General features: G+C 50.0%; 20 protein-coding genes. 19 read left to right on the top strand and 1 reads right to left on the bottom strand.

Annotation, left to right across the window (positions count from 1 at the left end):
• On the top strand, positions 1-532 hold a 532-nt coding region (locus OEW58_09675; GenBank protein MDH5301618.1), incomplete at its 5' end, for a GMP synthase (glutamine-hydrolyzing).
• Positions 523-1,005, top strand: coding sequence for a tRNA adenosine(34) deaminase TadA (gene tadA, locus OEW58_09670; GenBank protein ID MDH5301617.1), 483 nt, complete (start codon positions 523-525; stop codon positions 1,003-1,005). The genes OEW58_09675 and tadA, both read left to right, overlap by 10 nt.
• Here the strand turns inward: tadA and OEW58_09665 are convergent.
• Positions 1,002-3,230 (bottom strand): PAS domain-containing sensor histidine kinase, encoded by a 2,229-nt coding sequence (locus tag OEW58_09665; protein ID MDH5301616.1) that lies wholly within the window; start codon positions 3,228-3,230, stop codon positions 1,002-1,004. The two genes, tadA and OEW58_09665, sit on opposite strands and share 4 nt — an antisense overlap.
• Positions 3,231-3,360: 130 nt before the next feature.
• On the opposite strand from OEW58_09665, the gene OEW58_09660 reads away from it, so the two are divergent.
• From OEW58_09660 to OEW58_09580, 17 genes are all read left to right on the top strand, one after another.
• Positions 3,361-5,511: a hypothetical protein gene (locus tag OEW58_09660; protein ID MDH5301615.1), complete on the top strand. Its 2,151-nt coding sequence runs from the start codon at positions 3,361-3,363 to the stop codon at positions 5,509-5,511.
• A 22-nt stretch (positions 5,512-5,533) separates the two neighbouring features.
• A complete protein-coding gene (locus OEW58_09655; protein ID MDH5301614.1) occupies positions 5,534-7,357 on the top strand; it encodes a helix-hairpin-helix domain-containing protein in 1,824 nt (607 codons plus the stop codon).
• A gap of 123 nt (positions 7,358-7,480) precedes the next feature.
• Positions 7,481-8,557, top strand: a complete 1,077-nt coding sequence (locus tag OEW58_09650; protein ID MDH5301613.1) for a response regulator — start codon at positions 7,481-7,483, stop codon at positions 8,555-8,557.
• A 188-nt stretch (positions 8,558-8,745) separates the two neighbouring features.
• Positions 8,746-9,264 (top strand): flagellar basal body-associated FliL family protein, encoded by a 519-nt coding sequence (locus OEW58_09645; protein ID MDH5301612.1) that lies wholly within the window; start codon positions 8,746-8,748, stop codon positions 9,262-9,264.
• Positions 9,265-9,279: 15 nt separating this feature from the next.
• Positions 9,280-10,269 (top strand): flagellar motor switch protein FliM, encoded by a 990-nt coding sequence (gene fliM / locus OEW58_09640; protein ID MDH5301611.1) that lies wholly within the window; start codon positions 9,280-9,282, stop codon positions 10,267-10,269.
• Positions 10,270-10,286: 17 nt separating this feature from the next.
• On the top strand, positions 10,287-10,697 hold the full coding sequence (gene fliN, locus OEW58_09635; protein ID MDH5301610.1) for a flagellar motor switch protein FliN: 411 nt from the start codon (positions 10,287-10,289) through the stop codon (positions 10,695-10,697).
• A complete protein-coding gene (fliO, locus tag OEW58_09630; protein MDH5301609.1) occupies positions 10,694-11,209 on the top strand; it encodes a flagellar biosynthetic protein FliO in 516 nt (171 codons plus the stop codon). The genes fliN and fliO overlap by 4 nt, the downstream gene beginning before the upstream one ends.
• Positions 11,206-11,955 carry a flagellar type III secretion system pore protein FliP gene (gene fliP, locus OEW58_09625; GenBank protein MDH5301608.1) on the top strand — a complete coding sequence of 250 codons (750 nt, stop codon included), beginning with the start codon at positions 11,206-11,208 and terminating at the stop codon, positions 11,953-11,955. Before fliO ends, fliP begins: the two co-directional genes overlap by 4 nt.
• Positions 11,956-11,964: 9 nt before the next feature.
• The gene (locus OEW58_09620) at positions 11,965-12,234 is read left to right on the top strand and encodes a flagellar biosynthetic protein FliQ (GenBank protein MDH5301607.1); all 270 of its coding nucleotides are present in this window, start codon (positions 11,965-11,967) and stop codon (positions 12,232-12,234) included.
• A gap of 4 nt (positions 12,235-12,238) precedes the next feature.
• Complete coding sequence (fliR, locus tag OEW58_09615) at positions 12,239-13,015, top strand: flagellar biosynthetic protein FliR (GenBank protein MDH5301606.1); 777 nt, start codon at positions 12,239-12,241, stop codon at positions 13,013-13,015.
• Positions 13,015-14,151, top strand: a complete 1,137-nt coding sequence (gene flhB, locus OEW58_09610; protein MDH5301605.1) for a flagellar biosynthesis protein FlhB — start codon at positions 13,015-13,017, stop codon at positions 14,149-14,151. The genes fliR and flhB overlap by 1 nt, the downstream gene beginning before the upstream one ends.
• A gap of 27 nt (positions 14,152-14,178) precedes the next feature.
• On the top strand, positions 14,179-16,299 hold the full coding sequence (gene flhA / locus OEW58_09605) for a flagellar biosynthesis protein FlhA (protein MDH5301604.1): 2,121 nt from the start codon (positions 14,179-14,181) through the stop codon (positions 16,297-16,299).
• 66 nt (positions 16,300-16,365) lie between these two features.
• The gene (gene flhF / locus OEW58_09600; protein ID MDH5301603.1) at positions 16,366-17,874 is read left to right on the top strand and encodes a flagellar biosynthesis protein FlhF; all 1,509 of its coding nucleotides are present in this window, start codon (positions 16,366-16,368) and stop codon (positions 17,872-17,874) included.
• 25 nt (positions 17,875-17,899) lie between these two features.
• Positions 17,900-18,748, top strand: a complete 849-nt coding sequence (locus OEW58_09595) for a MinD/ParA family protein (GenBank protein MDH5301602.1) — start codon at positions 17,900-17,902, stop codon at positions 18,746-18,748.
• On the top strand, positions 18,745-19,476 hold the full coding sequence (locus OEW58_09590; protein MDH5301601.1) for an RNA polymerase sigma factor FliA: 732 nt from the start codon (positions 18,745-18,747) through the stop codon (positions 19,474-19,476). The genes OEW58_09595 and OEW58_09590 overlap by 4 nt, the downstream gene beginning before the upstream one ends.
• Before the next feature lie 45 nt (positions 19,477-19,521).
• Positions 19,522-19,911: a chemotaxis response regulator CheY gene (gene cheY, locus OEW58_09585; GenBank protein MDH5301600.1), complete on the top strand. Its 390-nt coding sequence runs from the start codon at positions 19,522-19,524 to the stop codon at positions 19,909-19,911.
• Between the two features lie 28 nt (positions 19,912-19,939).
• Positions 19,940-20,692, top strand: coding sequence for a protein phosphatase CheZ (locus tag OEW58_09580; GenBank protein MDH5301599.1), 753 nt, complete (start codon positions 19,940-19,942; stop codon positions 20,690-20,692).
• Positions 20,693-20,695 lie beyond the last annotated feature (3 nt).

The following is a 20,695-nucleotide window of genomic DNA, read 5'->3' as shown; positions in this document are numbered from 1 at the left end:
CGGCAAGGCCCACGTGATCAAGTCGCACCACAATGTGGGTGGCCTGCCCGAGCACATGAAGCTGAAACTGCTGGAACCACTGCGCGAATTGTTCAAAGACGAAGTGCGTAAGCTGGGCGTGGAGCTGGGGCTGCCATACGACATGGTTTACCGTCATCCGTTCCCTGGTCCAGGTCTGGGTGTGCGCATTCTGGGTGAGGTGAAAAAAGAATACGCCGACGTATTGCGTCTGGCCGATCATATTTTCATCGAAGAACTGCGCAAGCATGATTTGTACGACAAAACCTCGCAGGCATTTGCAGTGTTTTTGCCAGTGAAATCCGTAGGCGTAACCGGTGACGGTCGTCGTTATGAGTGGGTGGTGGCGCTGCGTGCAGTGGAAACCATCGACTTCATGACGGCGCGTTGGGCGCATCTGCCGTACGAGTTCCTGGATCATGTTTGCCGTCGCATCGTCAACGAAGTGGCTGGTATTTCCCGCGTGGTTTACGACATTACCGGCAAGCCGCCGGGCACCATCGAATGGGAATAAACTTCGACTCCGCCAATCCGGCGGAAATCGATGCCTACTGGATGCAACACGCCCTGACTTTGGCGCAACGTGCCGAAGCTCAGGGTGAAGTTCCGGTAGGGGCAGTGTTAGTTCTCGATAATCAGATTCTGGCCGAAGGCTGGAATCTGCCTATCTCCAAGCATGATCCAACGGCGCACGCAGAAATTCAAACGCTGCGCGCCGCCTGCGAAAAAATTCAGAATTATCGTTTGCCGCGCGGCACCACGTTATATGTCACTCTGGAGCCTTGCCCTATGTGTGCGGGAGCGATGGTGCATGCGCGTGTTGGGCGAGTGGTGTTTGCGGCACCTGATCCGCGCACCGGCGCGGCAGGTACGGTGTTTCAGTTGCTGCAGAATGATCAGCTGAACCATCGCTGCGATCTCAGCAGCGGTGTGCTGGAATCGCAAAGCGCTGAGATGCTGCGAGCGTTTTTCAAAGCCAGACGTTAGTGCGCGACGCTATCCTGAGGCAAGTCAAACGGTAGCGTAACTTCTACCACGCAGCCGTTGGCGGGTGCGCAAGTGACGTTGATGCTGCCGCCATTATTTTCAATCAACTGTTTGGCAATGCTGGCACCCAATCCCAGGCCACTGTGGCGACGATTGGATGCGTCATCTGCCATCGAAAAATAATCAAACATTTTGCCGACTTGTTCTGCACTCATACCAGGGCCGGTGTCTTCAATACGAAAACGAATAATTGCCTTGTGATTTTGCGACAGCAATTGAGTTGTTAATTTGACGTGGCCAGTGCGAGTGAATTTCACCGCATTATCAACCAGTGGCAGGATGCCTGAGTCGATGCAGTGTTTGTCGATGATCAGTGAATGTGGAATATCGGGATCATCTTCGATGATGAATTCCAGATTTTTTTGTTCTGCCGTATCAATGTATGGACGCAAGCGAGGGAACAGATAGCTTGATAGGTTCATCAGTTCTTTTTCTGACTGATAGCTGCCTTGTTCCAATTGAGTCAGGGTCAAAATGGTGTTGACCAATGACAGCAGGTTTTCGCCGGAATGCTGAATGATGTCCAGGCTTTCTTTGTGTTCGGCGCATTGTTCGGACTGTTTTAGCAACGAAGCCATACCAATGATGGCATTGAGCGGAGTGCGTAATTCATGGCTGATGTTGGCCAGAAAGCGACTTTTGGTTTGGTTGGCATCGTCCGCTTTTCTGAGTGCGTCGACCAGCTGTTTTTCCTGATGAACTTTGTCGGTGATATCAGCGGCAAGCACAATCGCGCCGGCAAACTGGCCATTTTCGCTGAGAGGAACACCAGTAACTGACAGAATAGTCGATTTACCATATGCCGAGGTGTACGGGATATTAATGCTGAGGCGCCGGCCGTCGAGCAGTTGGCGGGCAAAACTGCTTAAGCCCGCTTTGGCTAGGTTGGGAATTTCAAGGAAACGCTGCCCCAGCATGTGGTGGCGTGTGTTTGGCGGTACGCCAAGTATCTCGTGCATGTTGCTGTTGATGTAAGAAAAACGGCTGTTTTTGTCGATAAACAAAATGCCAATCGGCGAGTGTTCCAGAATGTTCTGATTAATTTCGTACAGGTTTTGATATTCCTTGCGCGAAATCTCCAGTTGGCGAATGTATTTTTGAATATCGTCAATATTGCGTGTTGTGCCCTCAACGCCTTGTGCCTGATTGTTGCTGTCAAAATAATACTGGGCATTGGTAGCTACCCAAACCAGTTGGCCATCTTTGCGTACCAGTTGTGACTGGTAATTGAGGAGCAGTCCATTATTGTCGGCAACCAGGCGAATCATGTGATCGCGACCATTGGGGTTGACATACAAGTCGGAGATTTGTGTTCCGAGCAGTTCTTCGGGCGTGTATCCCAGCAGCGTTTTGACGGACGGTGAGACTATGATGATTTGGCCAAGGACGTTGGTTCGAAAATAGGTATCCTGCATATTATTCAGGATGCTCGACAGGCGTGCTTCTGATGCACGTAATTGTTCCTCGTAGCTATGACGTGCAGTATTTTCATCGCGTAACTGTTGGTTGGATTTGAGTGTTTGCTCCGTCAAATTTTCATTTTCAAAGGCGAGTACATACGACCGATGAATGTGGCGGGTCAGGGTGCGAGTGGTGTGGGTAACAACCAGCGCGGCCAGTACAATCAGAACGATCATATAGGTGTAAACGTCACTGTGTAGCTGTGCCAAAAATACTACGAAAGTGACAAGGGCCGGAATGGAAAAACAGACGTAGCAGGCATAAACCGGTGCAAGTAGGGCGATGGCTCCCCCGACCATGCCAATCAAAGCAAAATAGATTAGCAGCTGATGTTCAATTTCCACGTAGGAAATAAAAAATCCGGTGCCACCCCAAGCCAGGCCAGACAGAACTTCGATGGCGCAATAGAAATAAAACCAGGTTGAAATTTTACTATCGGGGGAACGCATGTTAAATGCGTGCAGACAGATACCACGCATGGCCGAAATGCCAATGATGCATGCCAGCCAGATCACCAGGTATTTGGTGGGAAGTTGGTCTTTTAAGGCGAGGAACAGCACCACCGCTGCAGCGGGCATGCCGATTAAAGCCGAGTAGCCCGCTTGGTATAGTTGCGTGACTTGCGCGTGAAATGCTTGTTTTTGTTCTTGTTCTTTTTGATCTCCTGCGGTGAGGAGAGCGTCATTGGTGCCCGATGAGTTCATAGAGGACGTCTTCACAGTGCTGGCCCATTGCCACGCTAGCATTTTATGCGATAGTTGATGATAATGGTACTGCGTGATTGGCCAGGATGGCTGATCGGAAACGGTGTTTGACGATATCAAGGAGGATGGTATGGTGTGCCGTTGGCTTTTTTTGTTGCTTGCGTTGTTTTTGATTGGTTGTGGACAAGGCATTCAATCTCCCCTGGATACGCCCTGTGATATTCGTGAGGGCGAACTGCTGCTTTCCGAGTGGCATGTTGATAGCGAACAGCCGGATTTGCAGTGGCTGGAATTAAAAAACACTTCATCGCGATCGTTGTCTCTGCATCGCTTGCTGTTATCTCTGGAAGGCCGAACTGAACCGATTATTTTGCAGGGAACCCAGCAGGTGCCTGCAGGTAAAGTCGTGTTGGTGGTGACCCGCGAAAGTTCGTTGTCTGGTGACTATCACGTGGATACGTTGCCATTGCATCGTGCCACTGGACTGTCGATGAGTTGTGATGGCGCGAATTTCTTCTCCTGGCAAGTTCCCGATTTACCGCTGGCAGCGGCAGACAGCATTATTGTTTCACCTTTCGTCTTTGAAGATACTTCGAATTATCACGATGCCAATGCCTGGTGTGCAGCATCCTCGGTGGGGGAGGCAACACCGGGGACGGATAATCCTGCCTGCGGTACGTTGCGCTGTTTGGATGATAATGAGCAATGGGTTAAGGTTCCGCCTGCCATTGCCGGCAGCGTGCGCCTGAACGAAATCATGGCTAATCCTTCCGGTGAGGATGGCAATAATGAATGGTTTGAATTGCTGTCGATGCATTCCCGTCCGGTATTGTTAAATGGTTTGCATATTTCGACCAATGATCAGCAATGGCGATTAATGTCATCGCGCTGTATGTGGTTGCAGCCCGCAGAATACACAGTGGTCGGGGTGCAGTCTGATGTGTCCAGGTTGCGCACAATTGCTGCGGATTACTGGCTGGCGGGGGATGCGTTAGCAAATAAAGCGGTGACTTTTCAGTTGGCATTGCGTGGAATGGCACAATCAACGTTTGTCGCTGCAAGCGAATTTTCTTCGGGAATATCGCAGGGCGTGGATGGTTTGAATGTGACTGAGTTGACGCCATCCGGCGGCGTTTGTGCAGCTCAAAGTGGATTAATAACCTGGGATGGCAGTGAATATGCCACACCGGGTCAGCTCAACGATGCTTGCGAAGCCGCTTGTCTGGATTCAAATTATCGCTGGCGACGATTGCCGACGGCGGTAGAAGGCGAGTTGCTGATTAGTGAAGTTTTTGCAAATCCGGACGGCGCGGATCAGGGGCGGGAATGGCTGGAAATTTATGTCAATTCGACCACGCCAAGATTGGCCAATGGGCTGGAAATAAAACAGAAAAATAGTTTGACTGGCAATGAACGGCGTTGGACGTTCGAGGCGAAGCAGTGCGTGCCATTGGCGGCACAAAGTTACGCGGTCATTGCTGCGGATGCTTCGTTGCCCGGCTTGGGTAAACAGGCTATCTCCATTCCTCAATTGCAACTCTATAACGATGTCAGTGAAATATCGTTATTGCGCGCGGGGCAGCAGATTGATAACGCGCTACTTCCTGTTGCGATCAATAATGTGTCGTCGGGAGTCAGCTTTGAGCAATATCAGGTTTCTGAAAATGATCGAACTGAGCAGTTTTGTTCGGCCAGACGGGAATCCGCGTGGGGAAAATCTTCACCGGGTACAGCGAATGATCCGTGTGGTGAGGTGTGCTGGCGACAAGGCACATGGCAGCCGCTGCGAAAATTGATGCCCGCAGATTTGCAAATTACCGAAATTTTAACCAATCCGGAGGGTGCTGATAATGGTCGTGATTGGTTGCAGTTACGGCTGACAACCAGCGAAGCCAGAGATCTGAATGATGCGAGCGTGGTACATCGTTTGTTGACAGGCAGTGAGCGTCGTTGGCAATTATTATCGGCGGACTGTTTGGAAGCGTTGCCGGGCAAACCATTGATACTGAGCGGTGATGGCAACGATTTGGCGGCTCTCAATATTAATGCTATGACCATCAGCGGCCTGGATATGTACTCCAGTGAGGTCGGCACACTGCAATTATGGCAGGGGAGTGTGTCGATTGATTCTGCTCACGCGGCTAAAGGTGTCTCCGGCGTGGCACAGCGTTTAATTTCACCGCAAGCAGATAATGATCTTGGTACGTCGTGGTGTGCCGTACCTGACAAAATGCCCGCGTTATTGAATGGTGCCGCCAATGCGGACTCATCGGGGTGTTAGGTTTGGTTGTGTTTGCCTCATCTTGATTTTTTGTACGCCAGTCGCCTCCTGGGCATTTGTGACTGACGATGTGCTGAATGAAGATGAGTATACGCAATGGGTGTTATCGCAGTGGCGGCAACAGCCACTGGATTTGAATCAGGCCGGGTTGACGGATCTGCTGTGGTTGCCGCAAATGACACCGACCTTGGCATCACAGATTTTGGCGCATCGTCAGGCCCTCGGGCGCTTCAAAAGTGTGAGTGAATTGACTATCTTGCCTGGTGTCGATCTGGCCACGTACTGGTTGTGGCTGGATTATGTGACGGTAAATCATGGACGGCGATTTTTTCGTTGGCAGATGGGCACTGCTGCGTCCGATCAATCATCGCCTTCCACGGTGCTTGCGGTCGAACAGCGACAACGCCAATGGGGACTGGGCAGCGAATGGGCGGAGCGCACCGGCGAGAAGGTCAGCTATAACTTTGCCTTGGAAAGTTGGCAGGCGAAGCCGCAATCCGATATTTTGCAACCGCGCTCAGTCTTTTTCTGGGCAGAACAGCGTCCCTGGTCATACACGTTAGGGCATTATCGTTTGGCATTTGGTCGGGGATTGTCGTTTGCCAATCGCCCGGTCACCTCGGCAGAGGGCTGGTCTGAGCCTGCTCCAGCCTCATTTGTTGCTTCAACCGGGCGATATCGGTTTGATGACATGCTGTTTGGCGCAGCTGCGCAGTATGAATGTGCCGACTGTTTAGGTGTCAGGCAGCAGTATTTTTTGTTCGCTTCGTCGCAGTTGCGCGATCTCTATCAGTACGATTTGCGGTTTGGTCCGGATGCTGCCCGTCTGCAGGCGTTGGGGGAGTGTCATACGACGGGAAGTCAGAGCATGGGATTTACCTGCGATGGCTATGGTCAATGGTATGCGACCACCGTGCTGGATCAACAGGGACAGCCGCTGTACTACACTCAGCTTAGGGATGCGATGCATGAAACCTTATCCGGTATGGCTTGGTTGTGGGGTGACACAACCGACTGGCGGGGCAGGTTTGTGTACTATCAGGCGAATAATCAGTTTGTGCTGGCTGCACCGCAGTTGCGTTTTGCGCCGTCAGCAAAATTTCCGTCGGCATTGCAGTACCAGGTTGCGGGTTTGGGTTTGGCCAAATCGTGGTCGGAATTCGCCTTGGATGGTGAAGTGTCCGTTGGCAATAATGGTGGTAAAGCCCTGTTAGTGTGGACATCGTGGCATGATGAAAATGTTCTTGAACAGCTGACTGTACGCTATTACGCGCAAGACTATATAAACCCCTACAGTCGGGGATTAGCTGCCAGTGATGAATATTTGGGCAGTCGTCAGCGAAACGAAATCGGTTGGTTGTGGCAGCATGACATGCGCATTGGCTCGGTGCAGTGGCGTGGATATGTAGACAGTTGGCGAGCGGTGGTTGTGGACGCGAATGATACGTCGAATGAAAAGTTATGGAAGCAGCGCTGGTCACAACGAGTGACGCAGGCGATTGCGCCCCAATTTAAGCTGGGCGCGGGTATTGAGCAAGGCGCGGAGCTGATGTCAGTCAGTCTGCAGTTAGAGCATCGCCGAGGCGATGACTTGTGGCAACAACAGCTGCGTTGCGCGGATGATGGCAGTTGTGGGTGGCGAGGAACGTGGCGTTTGGGGCAGCGTCGTCAAGGGATATGGATTAATGCGCATCATCCTTTGCCGACGGACGCCGAGGGTGAAAAGCGAATGGTGATAGGAGCCAGTCTCCAGGGAAGTATCCAGCAACAGTGGCAAGCGGGCATTAGTCGGACGCTAACCGATGACGAGCGTTATGTCGTTTGGCGAGTGTGGCGGGAATTATAGCCTTATTGTTAATTTGGGCTGACAACCTTGCTGATGATTTCTATGTAGAAAAAAAACACATGGACGAATAATATGGCAATCGGACGATGTTTGTTGGGCGTGAGTTGGTCTGGGGGAAAGGCGTTGGCTCCAAACTTGGATTCTGTGGATATCAAAAGTGCGCGCATTTTGGTGATTGATGATCAGCCCGCCAATGTGAAGATCATTGAAAAAATGTTGCGTTCAGAAGGCTATTCGAGCGTGAGCTGCTTTACCGACCCGCGTGAGGGGGTAAATAGCTACCAACAGTCACCGTACGAGTTGGTGCTACTGGATCTGAATATGCCGCACATGGATGGTTTTGAGGTGATGGATAGACTGAACGCACTGACAACCAGCGATTATCTTTCGGTACTGGTATTAACGGCGCAAATTGATCGAGATACCCGAATTCGAGCACTGCAAGCGGGTGCGCGGGATTTTTTGAACAAACCATTCGATGTTGTTGAATTGATAAATCGGATTCGCAACATGCTGGAAGTGCGCATGTTGCATCATCAGGTGCGAATGCAAAATGATGCCCTGGAAGAAAAAATTAGGGCGCGCACCGAGGAACTGGAACAGACCCGGCTCGAAATTATTCGTCGCTTGGGACGTGCGGCTGAGTATCGTGACAACGAAACCGGTCTGCACATTGTCCGTATGAGCAAAATGTCGAAGTTGTTGGCAGTAAAGCTAGGCTTGTCAAAAGCCGATTGCGATTTGATTCTGAACGCGAGTCCTATGCATGACGTGGGAAAGATAGGTATTCCCGACGCCATTCTGCTTAAGCCCGGCAAACTGGCCCCAGCGGAGTGGCAAACTATGCAAAAACACCCGGAAATCGGTGCAGAGCTGTTGTCGGGCCATGCCTCCGGGCTGTTGGAGGCAGCGCGGCAAATTGCCTTGTGCCATCACGAAAAATGGGATGGCAGTGGCTATCCGGCAGGTTTGCGGGCGGAGCAGATTCCATTGTTTGCACGTATTGTTGCTGTTGCCGATGTGTTTGATGCCCTGACCTCTGAGCGTCCGTACAAAAAAGCTTGGTCGCTTGATGATGCAATAAACTATCTGCGTGAAGGGGCGGGCCTGCATTTTGATCCCCATTTGATCGATATATTTTTGGCTCACCTGGATGAGTTTGTTGCGATCAGAGAACGATACTCCGATCAATCCGCGTGATGTTATTGGTGCCGGCATTACTGCCAGATAACGTAGAAAAGGGGGTTTTTGCAAGAGACGTAAATTTGGCGGCATCCTTTTTCGTAGTATAACTCATTTATTTTCATAGAAATTTGTCAATATTTGCCTGGCATATGTCTTGCTAATTTGATTATGGTCTCGATCAAATACAGAAAAGGACAGGTTCCATGGCAGAAGAAGCGTCAGCACCCAGTTCCGGCGGAGGTTCCGCCAAACTCGTAATCATCATTGTCTTTGGCGCTATTTTGTTGGTACTCGCCAGCATGGGTGGAATTTTTTTCCTGCTCAAATCCATGGGAATGCTGAATCCACCTGGCGCAGCAAGCGCGCAAATTTCGGCGTCTGAGCAAGCCAACAAAGACAAGCCCCCGCTCTACCATCCATTTGAACCCGCGTTCGTGGTTAATTTTCAGGACCGTGGTCGCACGCGCTATTTGCAGATATCTGTACAGGTCATGACGCGCGAAGAGGAAGTGGTTAAGTCTCTGGAAACTCACATGCCGCTGATACGTAATGATTTGCTGATGCTGTTTAGTGGCCAGACGTCAGAAACGTTGTACTCCGCTGAAGGAAAGGAGTCGTTGCGTCAATCAGCACTTGAGGTTGTAAAGCGGATATTGGAAGAACAAACAGGGAAAAAAGACGCAGTGGAAGCTCTCTATTTCACCAGTTTTGTCACGCAATAAATACAGGGGTAGTTCATGGCTGGCGTGGATATATTATCGCAAGACGAAATTGACGCGCTGTTGCACGGGGTCTCCGGCGGTAGTGTTGAAACAGATAGTGGTGTGAGTGGCGATGATGAAATTGCCACGTTTGATTTTGCCAGCCAGGATCGCATTGTTCGCGGTCGGATGCCGACCCTGGAAATGATTAACGAGCGTTTTGCGCGCTTTTTCCGCGTGAGTTTATTCAACAAGTTGCGTCGTGCAGCAGAAATTTCTGTGAACGGCGTACAAATGATGAAATTTGCTGAATACGTACATAGCCTATTCGTGCCGACCAGCCTGAATATGGTGCGGATGAATCCGCTGCGTGGCACGGGGTTGTTCGTGTTTGACCCTAAGCTGGTGTACATCATGGTTGATAATTATTTTGGTGGTGAAGGGCGTTTCCACACCAAAATAGAAGGTCGCGAATTTACCGCTACCGAATTAAAAATCGTCGAAGGAATACTGCAAAAAGCCTTTCATGACATGGCTGAAGCCTGGTCACCTGTATTGCAGGTCGATTATGAATTTTTGAGTGCTGAAGTCAATCCACATTTTGCCAATATCGTAAGCCCTAGTGAAGTTGTTGTTGTCAGTACGTTCAACGTGGAGCTGGAAGGTGGCGGCGGTGAAATGCACGTTACCTTCCCATATATCATGCTCGAACCCATCCGTGAGTTGCTAGATGCCGGGGTATTGAGCGATCACGTTGAAATGGACGAACGCTGGAGTCAGGCACTTCGTGAAGAAATATTGGATGCAGAAGTGGAAATGCGTGCTGAATTGTCCAAGGCGCGTCTTACATTGCGACAGGTCAAAGATTTAAATGTAGGTGACATTATTTCATTTGAAATGCCAGAAAATGTTGTGTTACGGGCCGCAGGCGTTCCAATTATACGCTGCGAGCATGGTGTGCAACATGGCAATAAGGCACTGCGAGTTATCGAAGCAATCAAGCATGTGCAACCGGGTGAAGAATAAGAGGCAGGAGTGTTGAAATGGCAGAACAAGGCGACAATTTAGATGGTGATGGTGTTGAGGATGCTTGGGCAGAAGCGCTGGCGGAACAACGCGATACCGATGATGGCGCATTTCGCACTTCGCCGTTGAGTGAAATTGCTGGCCAGGCAGGAAAAAGTGGTGAGGAACCTGTCGACTTGGATATGGTTCTGGATATTCCCGTCACCATCTCGATGGAAATTGGTCGAACACAAATCAGCATACGCAACTTGCTTAAACTGAACCAAGGTTCGGTGGTTGAACTGGATCGCCTCGCTGGCGAGCCACTGGATGTGCTGGTTAACGGTACGCTGATTGCTCATGGAGAAGTCGTTGTGGTTAACGAAAAATTCGGTATTCGTTTGACCGACGTTATTACTGCCATGGAACGTATAAAGAAACTACAATGATGCGTGCACTGATAATACTTTTGATGATCTTTCCCATCGCCGTTTTTTCTGCGGATGCTGTGCAGCGTGTTGACGAACAATCTTTGCAGATCGCATCTGCAGATGCAGTCGTTGCCCCGGCAGTTTCTACTGCTCCGGCAAGGCCTGTAATTCAATCTCACCAATCCTATAGTGCGCCGGACACTACCTCGGCCTTGCTTAAGGTAACGCTGGGACTTGGATTGGTAGTTGCGGCCATTTTTGGAAGTGCCTGGGCATTTAAACGCTTTGCTGGCACAGCCTTTATTGCCAATGACACGATGAAAATTATTTCTGGTTTGTCGTTAGGTACAAGAGATCGAATTGTTCTTATACAAGTTGGCGATGAACAAATTGTTGTTGGAATTTCTCCTGGTCGCATACAAACCTTGCATGTTTTAAAGTATCCAGTTGATGTTTCAACCGAGAACTCGGTGGTTGGCTCAGCCTTTTCTGAACGTCTTAACGCGGTAATAAAGCAGTGGAAAAGATGAATAGACTCTTTATTTTTGCAGCACTTTTGTTGGTGGCGTGGATGCCAGAAGTCGTGATGGCAGCGGATCCGGGTGTTCCCGCATTGTCCGTACAGACAAACCCTGATGGTGGACAAACTTACAGTTTGACGCTGCAAGTCCTTGCGATTATGACGCTGCTTACTTTCTTGCCAGCAGCGTTGATGATGTTGACTGCATTTACTCGTATAGTGATTGTACTGTCGATACTTCGCCAGGCGATCGGTTTGATGCAGGCGCCATCCAATCAGGTCCTTATCGGTCTTTCACTGTTTTTGACGTTCTTTATCATGGAGCCGGTTTTTACCAAAGTCTATAACGAAGCCATTGTGCCCTATATGGATGAAAAGCTTGAAGCGCCCGCAGCCTTTAAGGCGGCACAAGGGCCATTCAGAGAATTTATGATGGCACAAACCCGGGAAAGTGATTTGGAAATGTTTGGTAATATTTCTGGACATACCAATATTTCTTCGCCTGAAGATGTTCCGTTTTCTATGCTGATTCCCGCATTTGTGACTAGTGAATTGAAAACAGCATTTCAAATTGGTTTTTTGATCTACATACCATTTTTGGTTATCGATCTTATCGTGGCCAGCGTGTTGATGGCGATGGGTATGATGATGCTATCTCCCATGATGATATCACTGCCTTTTAAAATCATGTTGTTTGTTTTGGTTGATGGTTGGGCGTTGATTATGGGAACGCTGGCATCGAGTTTTTATATCTGAGGGCTTTATATGACACCTGAGTCAGTCGTCGATATATTCCAGGATACGCTCGAGCTGTTAACTTTGTTAGTAAGCATCTGTTTGTTGCCAGCGTTGGCGATCGGTTTGGTTGTTGCGATGTTCCAGGCGGCGACCTCCATTAATGAGATGACCCTTAGTTTCATTCCAAAGCTTTTAATAACTTTTGCAACTCTCATGGTTGCTGGTCCGTATATGTTGAATTTGTTACTTTCATACATGCACCGCATGATCGTGGATATCCCGATGATGATAGGTTAGCGCCATGTTGTTTACTGGCGCTGAAATCGGTGGTTTGATAGGTCAGTATTTATGGCCCTTTGTGCGCGTTACCGCATTTGTTGCTGCCTTTCCCATTTTCAGTTCTGCGTTTATTCCAATTCAGGTTCGAGTGGTTCTGGCGTTGGCATTGACGATTGCCATTGTTCCTTCTGTTCCTGCAGTTCCACAAATTGATCCGGTGAGTGCCGAGGGTTTCATGCTGGTTATTCAGCAGGTGATGATTGGCGTATCGATGGGATTTATTTTTCACATGGTGTTTGGTGCATTCGTAATTGGCGGTCAGATTATTGCGATGCAAATGGGTTTGGGCTTTTCCACCATGATTGATCCTGTCAATGGTTCACAGGCGCCGGTTTTGAGTATGATGTTTTTGATCATGGTCACGCTGTTTTTTCTGGCCATGGATGGTCACTTGGCGGTGATACGTATGTTGGCAGATAGTTTTCAAACGCTGCCTATAGGACTGGAAGGTGTGGATAAATCCGCATTCAAGATGATTGTCGACTGGGGCAGTAAAATGTTCGAAGGGGCATTAATGCTGTCCCTGCCGGCGGTAACAGCGTTGTTGCTGGTGAATATTGCTCTGGGTGTTATGGGACGTGCAGCGCCCCAGCTGAATATTTTTGCGGTGGGCTTTGCCATTACGATTGCCGGAGGTTTTTATATCATCCTGTTGTCGTTGCCTATGATGCTTGAAAGCTTTAAGCATTTGTCACTGGATGGCATGGAAGTTATTAAAACCATAGGTCACGTTCGCTGATGGCAGAGAACGAAGACGGCCAAGAAAAGTCGGAAGCCCCCTCGGAGAAACGTCGAACCGATGCGCGCGAGCGTGGTCAGGTGCCACGCTCGCGTGAATTCAACACCTTCTTTATGATGATCGCATCAGGTGCAGGGCTATTGATGTTGGGGCCGACCATGATGGACAAACTTCTGGACATTCTCAAAATTGGCTTTTCGCCAACACGTGAGCAAATCTTTGATACCAAATTTATGGCATTGCTACTACAGGATCGGATACTTGAAAGTCTGATTTTGATGGCACCCTTGATGTTGATGCTTTATTTGGTCGCATTATTTATCCCCATGATTGTTGGTGGTTGGAACTTTTCCTTCAAAGCCATGGCGTTCAAGGGCAGCAAGCTTGATCCATTGAAAGGTACAAAGCGTATTTTTGGTGCTCAGGGATTGATGGAGCTGGTGAAGGCAATCGCCAAGGTGGTCCTGATAGGTTGGGTTGCGGTTGCCATTTTGATGTGGCAAGCCGATTCTATAATGGGTTTGGGATATATGCCGGTGGAAGTCGCGTTGGAGTTTCTTGGTCGCGATATTATTTGGTTTTTTATTTTAATGTCATTTAGTTTGATTGTTGTTGCAGCGATGGATACACCATTTCAGATATGGAACAACACCCAGCAGTTGAAGATGACCAAGAAAGAAGTCAAAGACGAAAATAAAAACCAGGAAGGTAGCCCCGAAACCAAATCGCGTATCCGTCGTGTGCAAATTGAGATGGCCAGACGTCGGATGATGCAACAAGTGCCAACCGCAGATGTGGTTATTACCAACCCGACCCACTATTCGGTTGCGTTACGATACGATCAGGAATCCGGTGGCGCTCCGGTAGTTGTGGCCAAAGGTACGGACACTTTGGCGTTCCGCATTCGTGCTGTTGCAAATGAACATAACGTTCCCATACTCGAATCACCCGCCTTGGCGCGTGCTGTTTACTACAGTACCGACCTGGATGAAGAGATTCCATCCGAGTTATACCTGGCAGTTGCCAAGGTACTTGCATATATTTTCTCGCTCAAAGACAAGCCTGGTACAGATTTTTCAAGGCCATTGGAGTTTACTGATGTCACGATTCCCGAAGGGTTCAGGCGTGACAACTAATAGCCGGGATCGTTTACGAGAAATCATATGGCCGCATTACAGTTCGATCGAGCCTCAATTCAACACACATTTAAGGACATTATTCACAGTGGGCTAGGTGTACCATTGTTGCTGATCGTCATGCTGGGCATGATGATTTTGCCAATGCCTCCTTTCTTGCTCGACATGCTTTTTACCTTCAACATCACGTTGTCGCTGGTGGTTTTGCTGGCGGCTATTTATGTTGATCGCCCCCTGGATTTCTCCGCGTTTCCCACGGTGTTGCTGGTGGCAACATTGTTGCGGTTGGCGTTGAATATTGCATCGACGCGTGTTGTGCTGCTCGAAGGTCATACCGGGACTGACGCAGCAGGTCAGGTTATCGAATCGTTTGGTGAATTTGTTATCGGCGGTAATTATGCGGTTGGTATCGTCGTTTTCGCGATTCTGGTTATTATCAATTTCATCGTAGTTACCAAAGGATCGGGGCGTATTTCTGAAGTAACTGCGCGTTTCACCTTGGATGCGATGCCAGGTAAACAGATGGCGATCGATGCAGATTTGAACGCAGGTTCGATCACTCAGGAAGAAGCTCAAAATCGCCGTGAGGCGATTGTCAGGGAAGCAGATTTTTACGGTTCCATGGACGGTGCCAGCAAGTTCGTTCGTGGTGATGCCATCGCCGGTATTCTGATTCTGTTTATTAACGTCATCGGTGGTTTGATCATCGGTATGATCCAGCACGATATGGCCTTGGCAGATGCCTCGCGCAACTACGTGCTGCTGACCATCGGTGATGGTCTGGTTGCACAAATTCCAGCACTGTTACTGTCAGTTGCTGCCGCCATTATTGTGACGCGGGTTTCTGCGTCCGGTGATATGGGTAATGACGTAGTGTCGCAACTGTTCGCCTCGCCGCGTACTTTGGCGGTGAGTGGCGGCATTATGGCTGGTATGGGAATTATTCCTGGGATGCCCAATTTGCCCTTCCTGATTCTGGGGGGTGCGGCAATTGGCGGCGCTTATATGATGAACCAAAAAGCCAAGGAAGGCGTGCTACGTACTCAACAGCAAGCCGTCGCTGAAGCGCCTAAGGCTGAGCCGCCCAAAGAACTGGGTTGGGATGACGTCGTGCCCGTGGATCTGATTGGTCTGGAAGTGGGCTACCGGTTGATTCCGCTGGTGGACAAAAACCAGGGCGGCCAGCTGATGACGCGGATCAAGGGCGTGCGCAAAAAACTGTCGCAGGAGCTGGGCTTCCTGGTTCCGCCGGTACACATTCGTGACAACCTGGAGCTCAGCCCCAGTGCCTACCGCATCACCCTGCACGGTGTGCCCATAGGCGAGGCTGAAATTTATACCGATAGAGAAATGGCCATCAATCCTGGCCAGGTTTATGGCCGCCTCAACGGTATGGCAGGTCGTGATCCAGCGTTTGGCCTGGAGGCCGTTTGGATCGAGCCCGGCCAGCGTGATCATGCGCAGACCTTGGGGTATACCGTGGTAGACCCCAGTACGGTGGTGGCCACTCACCTTAGCCAAATCCTGCAGAGTCATGCCAGCGAATTGCTGGGGCGGGAAGAAGTGCAGCAACTACTTAATAATCTTAAGAAAACTGCTCCAAAACTGGTGGAAGAACTGGTGCCGGATACTCTGACGCTGGGCATGGTGGTGAAGGTGCTGCAGAGCCTGCTGAACGAGGGCATTCCCATCCGCGATATGCGTAGTATTGCCGAGTCCCTGGCCGATAGCGCCCAACATAATAAAGATGTCGGATATTTGACGGCCTCGGTGCGTATGGCACTTAGCCGCTCAATTGTTCAGCAAATTAATGGGTTGGACATGACTTTGCCGGTCATTACGCTTGACCCGACTCTGGAACAGATATTGCTGCAGACCGTTCAGGCCGGTGGTGGAAACGAAGCCGGGGTAGAACCAGGCTTGGCAGAACGCATCCATGATTCTTTGGCCGAAGCGGTTCAAAAGCAGGAAATGACAGGTAAACCATCGGTGTTACTGGTTTCTCCGCCACTGCGAGAGATGATGTCCAAGTTCGCCAGACGCGCCATACCGGGATTGCATGTTCTTTCCTACAACGAGATTCCAGACAACAAGGAAATCGTTGTGGTAGCAAACGTAGGCAGTGCAGCGTCCCCGATGAGGGCTTGAACAAGCGTCATAACAAGTTTTCCCACCAGAGTGCAAGGCTAGGGTGGTTTCTGAGAGGTTGTAGTCATGAAACTAAAGCGGTTTTATGCCCCGGATATCCGGCAAGCCATAAATAAAGTTCGCGACGAACTCGGTTCGGACGCAGTCATTCTGTCCAATCGGCAAACGGACGGGGGCGTGGAAATTATTGCCGCCATCGACTATGACGACGCCATGCTGCAGCAAAAAACACCACACTCAGAGCGTAGCGCGGTAGCCGAAAAATCAGCGCCCGTGACTGGTGCGCGCGCCTACGCGGAAGAACAAAGCGCCTTTGCCCAAATGATGGACAAACAGGTGGGCGGTAAAGAACCTTTCTGGAAACACGTCAAAGATAAACTGGCTGCGACCGACGATGGAAATGATTCCCCTGCCTCAGCCCCCAAAGCCAACAAAGCAAAAGTCAAAGCCAAGCCCAAAGCTAAAAATACCGATGATGACCAGCAAACGATGGAATGGCTGGCCAAATTTGATGATCCCGACATGGACGAAAATGACGAACTCGATGACGACACTGAAGTTCGTCGCCCAGCGCCGGCCAAAGCGGCAACACCTCGCCAGGAAAAGTCTCCCGTGGCAACACAAAAACAGACTGAAGATCAGTCCATGCGCGAAGTATGGTCTGAACTGAGCAACCTGCGTGGTTTGCTGGAACAGCAACTGTCATCACTGGCCTGGGGCGAAATGGGGCGTAAGCATCCCTATCGCGCCAAGGCTATGCGGCATTTGTTGCAAATGGGCGTTTCGCCCGGTATTTGTCGCCGACTGGTTGAATCGGCCAACACAGATCAGAGCTTTGAACTCGTTTGGCGTCAGGTGCTGGCCAATTTTGTTTCCCGCCTGCCGGTGATTCAGGATGACGTGTTGATGCGTGGTGGCGTATTCGCGCTGGTGGGACCCACCGGCGTGGGCAAGACCACCACGCTGGTCAAAATGGCTGCCCGTTATGCGTTGCAGCACGGCACCGACAAAATTGCCTTGATCACCACCGACAATTACCGCGTGGGCGCACTGGAGCAGTTGCGCACATATGGCCGCATCATGGAAGCGCCGGTACGCGTTGCCAATGATTCGGCAGAACTCAAAGACATTCTCAAATCCATGTACGACCGCAAGCTGGTGTTGATCGATACCGCCGGCATGAGTCAGCGCGATATGCGACTGACCGAACAGTTCTCCATGCTGCGCGATGGTACTTCGCAGATTAAAACCTATCTGGTGATGTCTGCTTCAACTCAATACAGCGTCATGGAAGAAACCGCCAAAGCATACGGCAAGGTGGTGCTGGATGGCTGCATTTTTACCAAACTGGATGAAACCAACAGTTTGGGAAGTGCCTTGTCCGTCGCGGCGGAACAACAATTGCCCATCGCCTATGTCTGTGATGGTCAGCGTGTACCCGAAGATTTACATATGGAAAAAGCCGTGACGTTGGTTAAGCGCGCCATTGGCATGATGCAGAAATCAAATCACGTCATCGATGACGAAATGGTCGAGATGGCTTTTGGAGAGGCGGCGGCCAACCATGTTAGCTAACAGGCAGTTTGATCAGGCGGCCGGATTGCGGCAAATGAAGCGGTCACATCCCGTGCAGGTGATTGCCGTGACCAGCGGCAAGGGCGGAGTGGGCAAAACCAATGTCGCCGTCAATTTGTCGGTGGCAATGGCCGAGATGGGGCGGCGCGTATTTTTGATGGACGCCGACATGGGGCTGGCCAACGTGGATGTCATGCTGGGGCTACATCCACTGTACAACCTGTCACACGTTATTTGTGGCGAACGTACATTGGAAGAAATTCTGGTAGAAGGACCGCAAGGCGTGCAAATTGTGCCAGCTGCGTCAGGTACACAGCGAATGGCCGAACTTACCGAGGCAGAGAATGCCGGCGTGATTCGTGCTTTTAGCGATTTAGCGCATCGTGTTGATACGTTGGTGATCGATACGGCGGCAGGGATTGCACACAGCGTTGTAAGTTATTGCAAGGCGGCACAGGAAGTGTTGGTGGTGGTCTGTGATGAGCCGACTTCCATTACCGATGCCTATGCACTGATTAAGGTGATGAGTCGCGAACACGGCATACGCCGTTTTCGGATTCTGGCCAATCAAACACATTCCGCACAGGAGGGAAGGGAATTGTTTGAAAAAATATCTCGAGCCTCGGATCGTTTTTTGGATGTCACACTTGAATTTGTTGGGGTATTACCTTACGACCCGCTGGTTAGAAAAGCAGTACAAAAACAGCGGCCTGTGGTTGAGGCATTTCCTCGCAGCCGTATCGCGACGGCGTTTAAGAACCTCGCGCAAAAAGCCGATAGATGGCCTGTGTCTTCAAAAGCGAATGGTCATTTGGAATTCTTTGTTGAGCGCCTGATTCAGGCTAGCCAATCTAATGTGGGGGTTATAGCATGAGTGGTGTCGAAAGCTATCAGTCAGCGACCAAGAAGGAAGACAGCGAACTAGTCACCAAGTATGCACCCTTGGTGAAGCGTATTGCCTATCATTTGGTGAGTCGTTTGCCCCCCAGTGTGTTGCCAGACGATTTAATTCAGGCGGGCATGATCGGACTGCTGGAAGCCTCGCGTAACTACGATTCCACCCAGGGTGCCAGTTTTGAAACCTACGCAGGTATTCGTATCCGCGGAGCCATGCTGGATGAAATTCGTCGCAGCGACTGGGCGCCGCGTTCAGTGCACAAAAAAGCGCGCATGGTGGCTGAAGCGGTACGGCAGATCGAAAACAAAACCGGTCGTGATGCGCGTGATCACGAGGTTGCACAAGCGCTGGGTTTGCCATTGGATGAATATCATCAGGTGTTGCAGGCTGCCAGTGGATATCGGGTAACCAGTTTTGAAGATCTGGCTCCCGGTGACGAAGCAGAAGCCGATCAATTTGCCGATGACCGTGGTGGTCCACTGGAAGGTCTGCAAAGAGAAGATTTTAAGCGAACTTTGGCCGAGGCTATCGCTAGTTTGCCAGAGAGAGAACGCTTGGTCATGGCTCTGTACTATGATGAAGAATTAAACCTGCGTGAGATTGGTGACGTTCTAGGTGTTAGTGAGTCACGTGTTTGTCAGATACATAGCCAGGCCGTGATTCGTTTACAAGCCCGTATGGGAGATTGGAACAAGCCTGAGTAATCGGCGAATTACCTTTAAGCATGAAAAAACGATGGGCTGGTCATTATGATTAATAAAGACATGTGTATTCTGATAGTGGACGATTTTTCAACGATGCGACGCATCATAAAAAATCTGTTGCGCGATCTGGGTTTTAATAACACGCAAGAAGCGGATGACGGTCAGACGGCGTTACCCATGCTCAAATCTGGAAAATATGATTTTCTGATTACTGACTGGAATATGCCAGGTATGACAGGAATTGACTTGCTCAAAGCTGTGCGCGCCGATCCAGATTTGAACACGTTGCCAGTATTAATGGTGACCGCAGAGCAAAAGCGAGAACAAATCATCGAGGCTGCACAGGCCGGAGTTAATGGTTATGTGGTTAAGCCTTTTACAGCAACGACACTGAAGGAAAAAATCGACAAGATATTTGAACGGGTCAATGGTTGATTGCTTCGCTTAAGTTGGAAGGAACGGCATGTCAGAACAGGCCAATGTGCCAGACCCTGATCTACTCAAGTCAGCCAAAACACTTGTCGAGGCGTTGGAGTCAGGGAACAAAGAAGCTGCAGATGCTGCGTTGGGAGAAATCACTGCGCTGCATGAAAGCGAGCTTTTTAACGAACTAGGAAAACTCACCCGTGATTTCCACGAAGCGCTCAATACCTTTCGTTATGATGTGCGCTTCGCCGAAATTACTGAGGAAGACATTCCTGATGCCAAAGAGCGCTTGAGTTACGTAATTAGTCGCACGGAAGATGCCGCGCATCGTACCTTAAGTGCAGTGGAGTCGTCATTACCATTGTGCGAGGAATTGGCCAGGAACGCGGGGAGCTTGTTGGAGAAATGGAAAAAATTTCGACAAAAAGAAATGGAAGTCGAAGAGTTCCGATCGCTGGTGAAAGATATTGATTTCTACTTGGATCATACCCACGATAGTACTGACAAAATTCGCATACACCTGACTGATGTATTGATGGCACAGGATTTCCAGGATATTACCGGACAAATTATTCGTAAGGTGATTACGCTGGTGGGCGAAGTCGAAATGAATCTCGTCAATTTGATTCGTATTGGCTACAAGGGTGGAAAAGTGAAACCTAGGGAAGGCGGTGCCGGCGAACGCAAAAACGGCGTACTTGAGGGACCACAGGTGCCAGGCATGGAGTCACCAGACGCAGTTTCCGGCCAGGACGAAGTGGATGACTTGTTGTCCAGTTTAGGTTTCTAGGAA

Source organism: Gammaproteobacteria bacterium (genome assembly GCA_029884425.1).
Classification (GTDB): domain Bacteria; phylum Pseudomonadota; class Gammaproteobacteria; order S012-40; family S012-40; genus JAOUHV01.
Note: the sequence above shows the minus strand (reverse complement) of the source record. Positions and strands in the feature narration are given on the sequence as shown.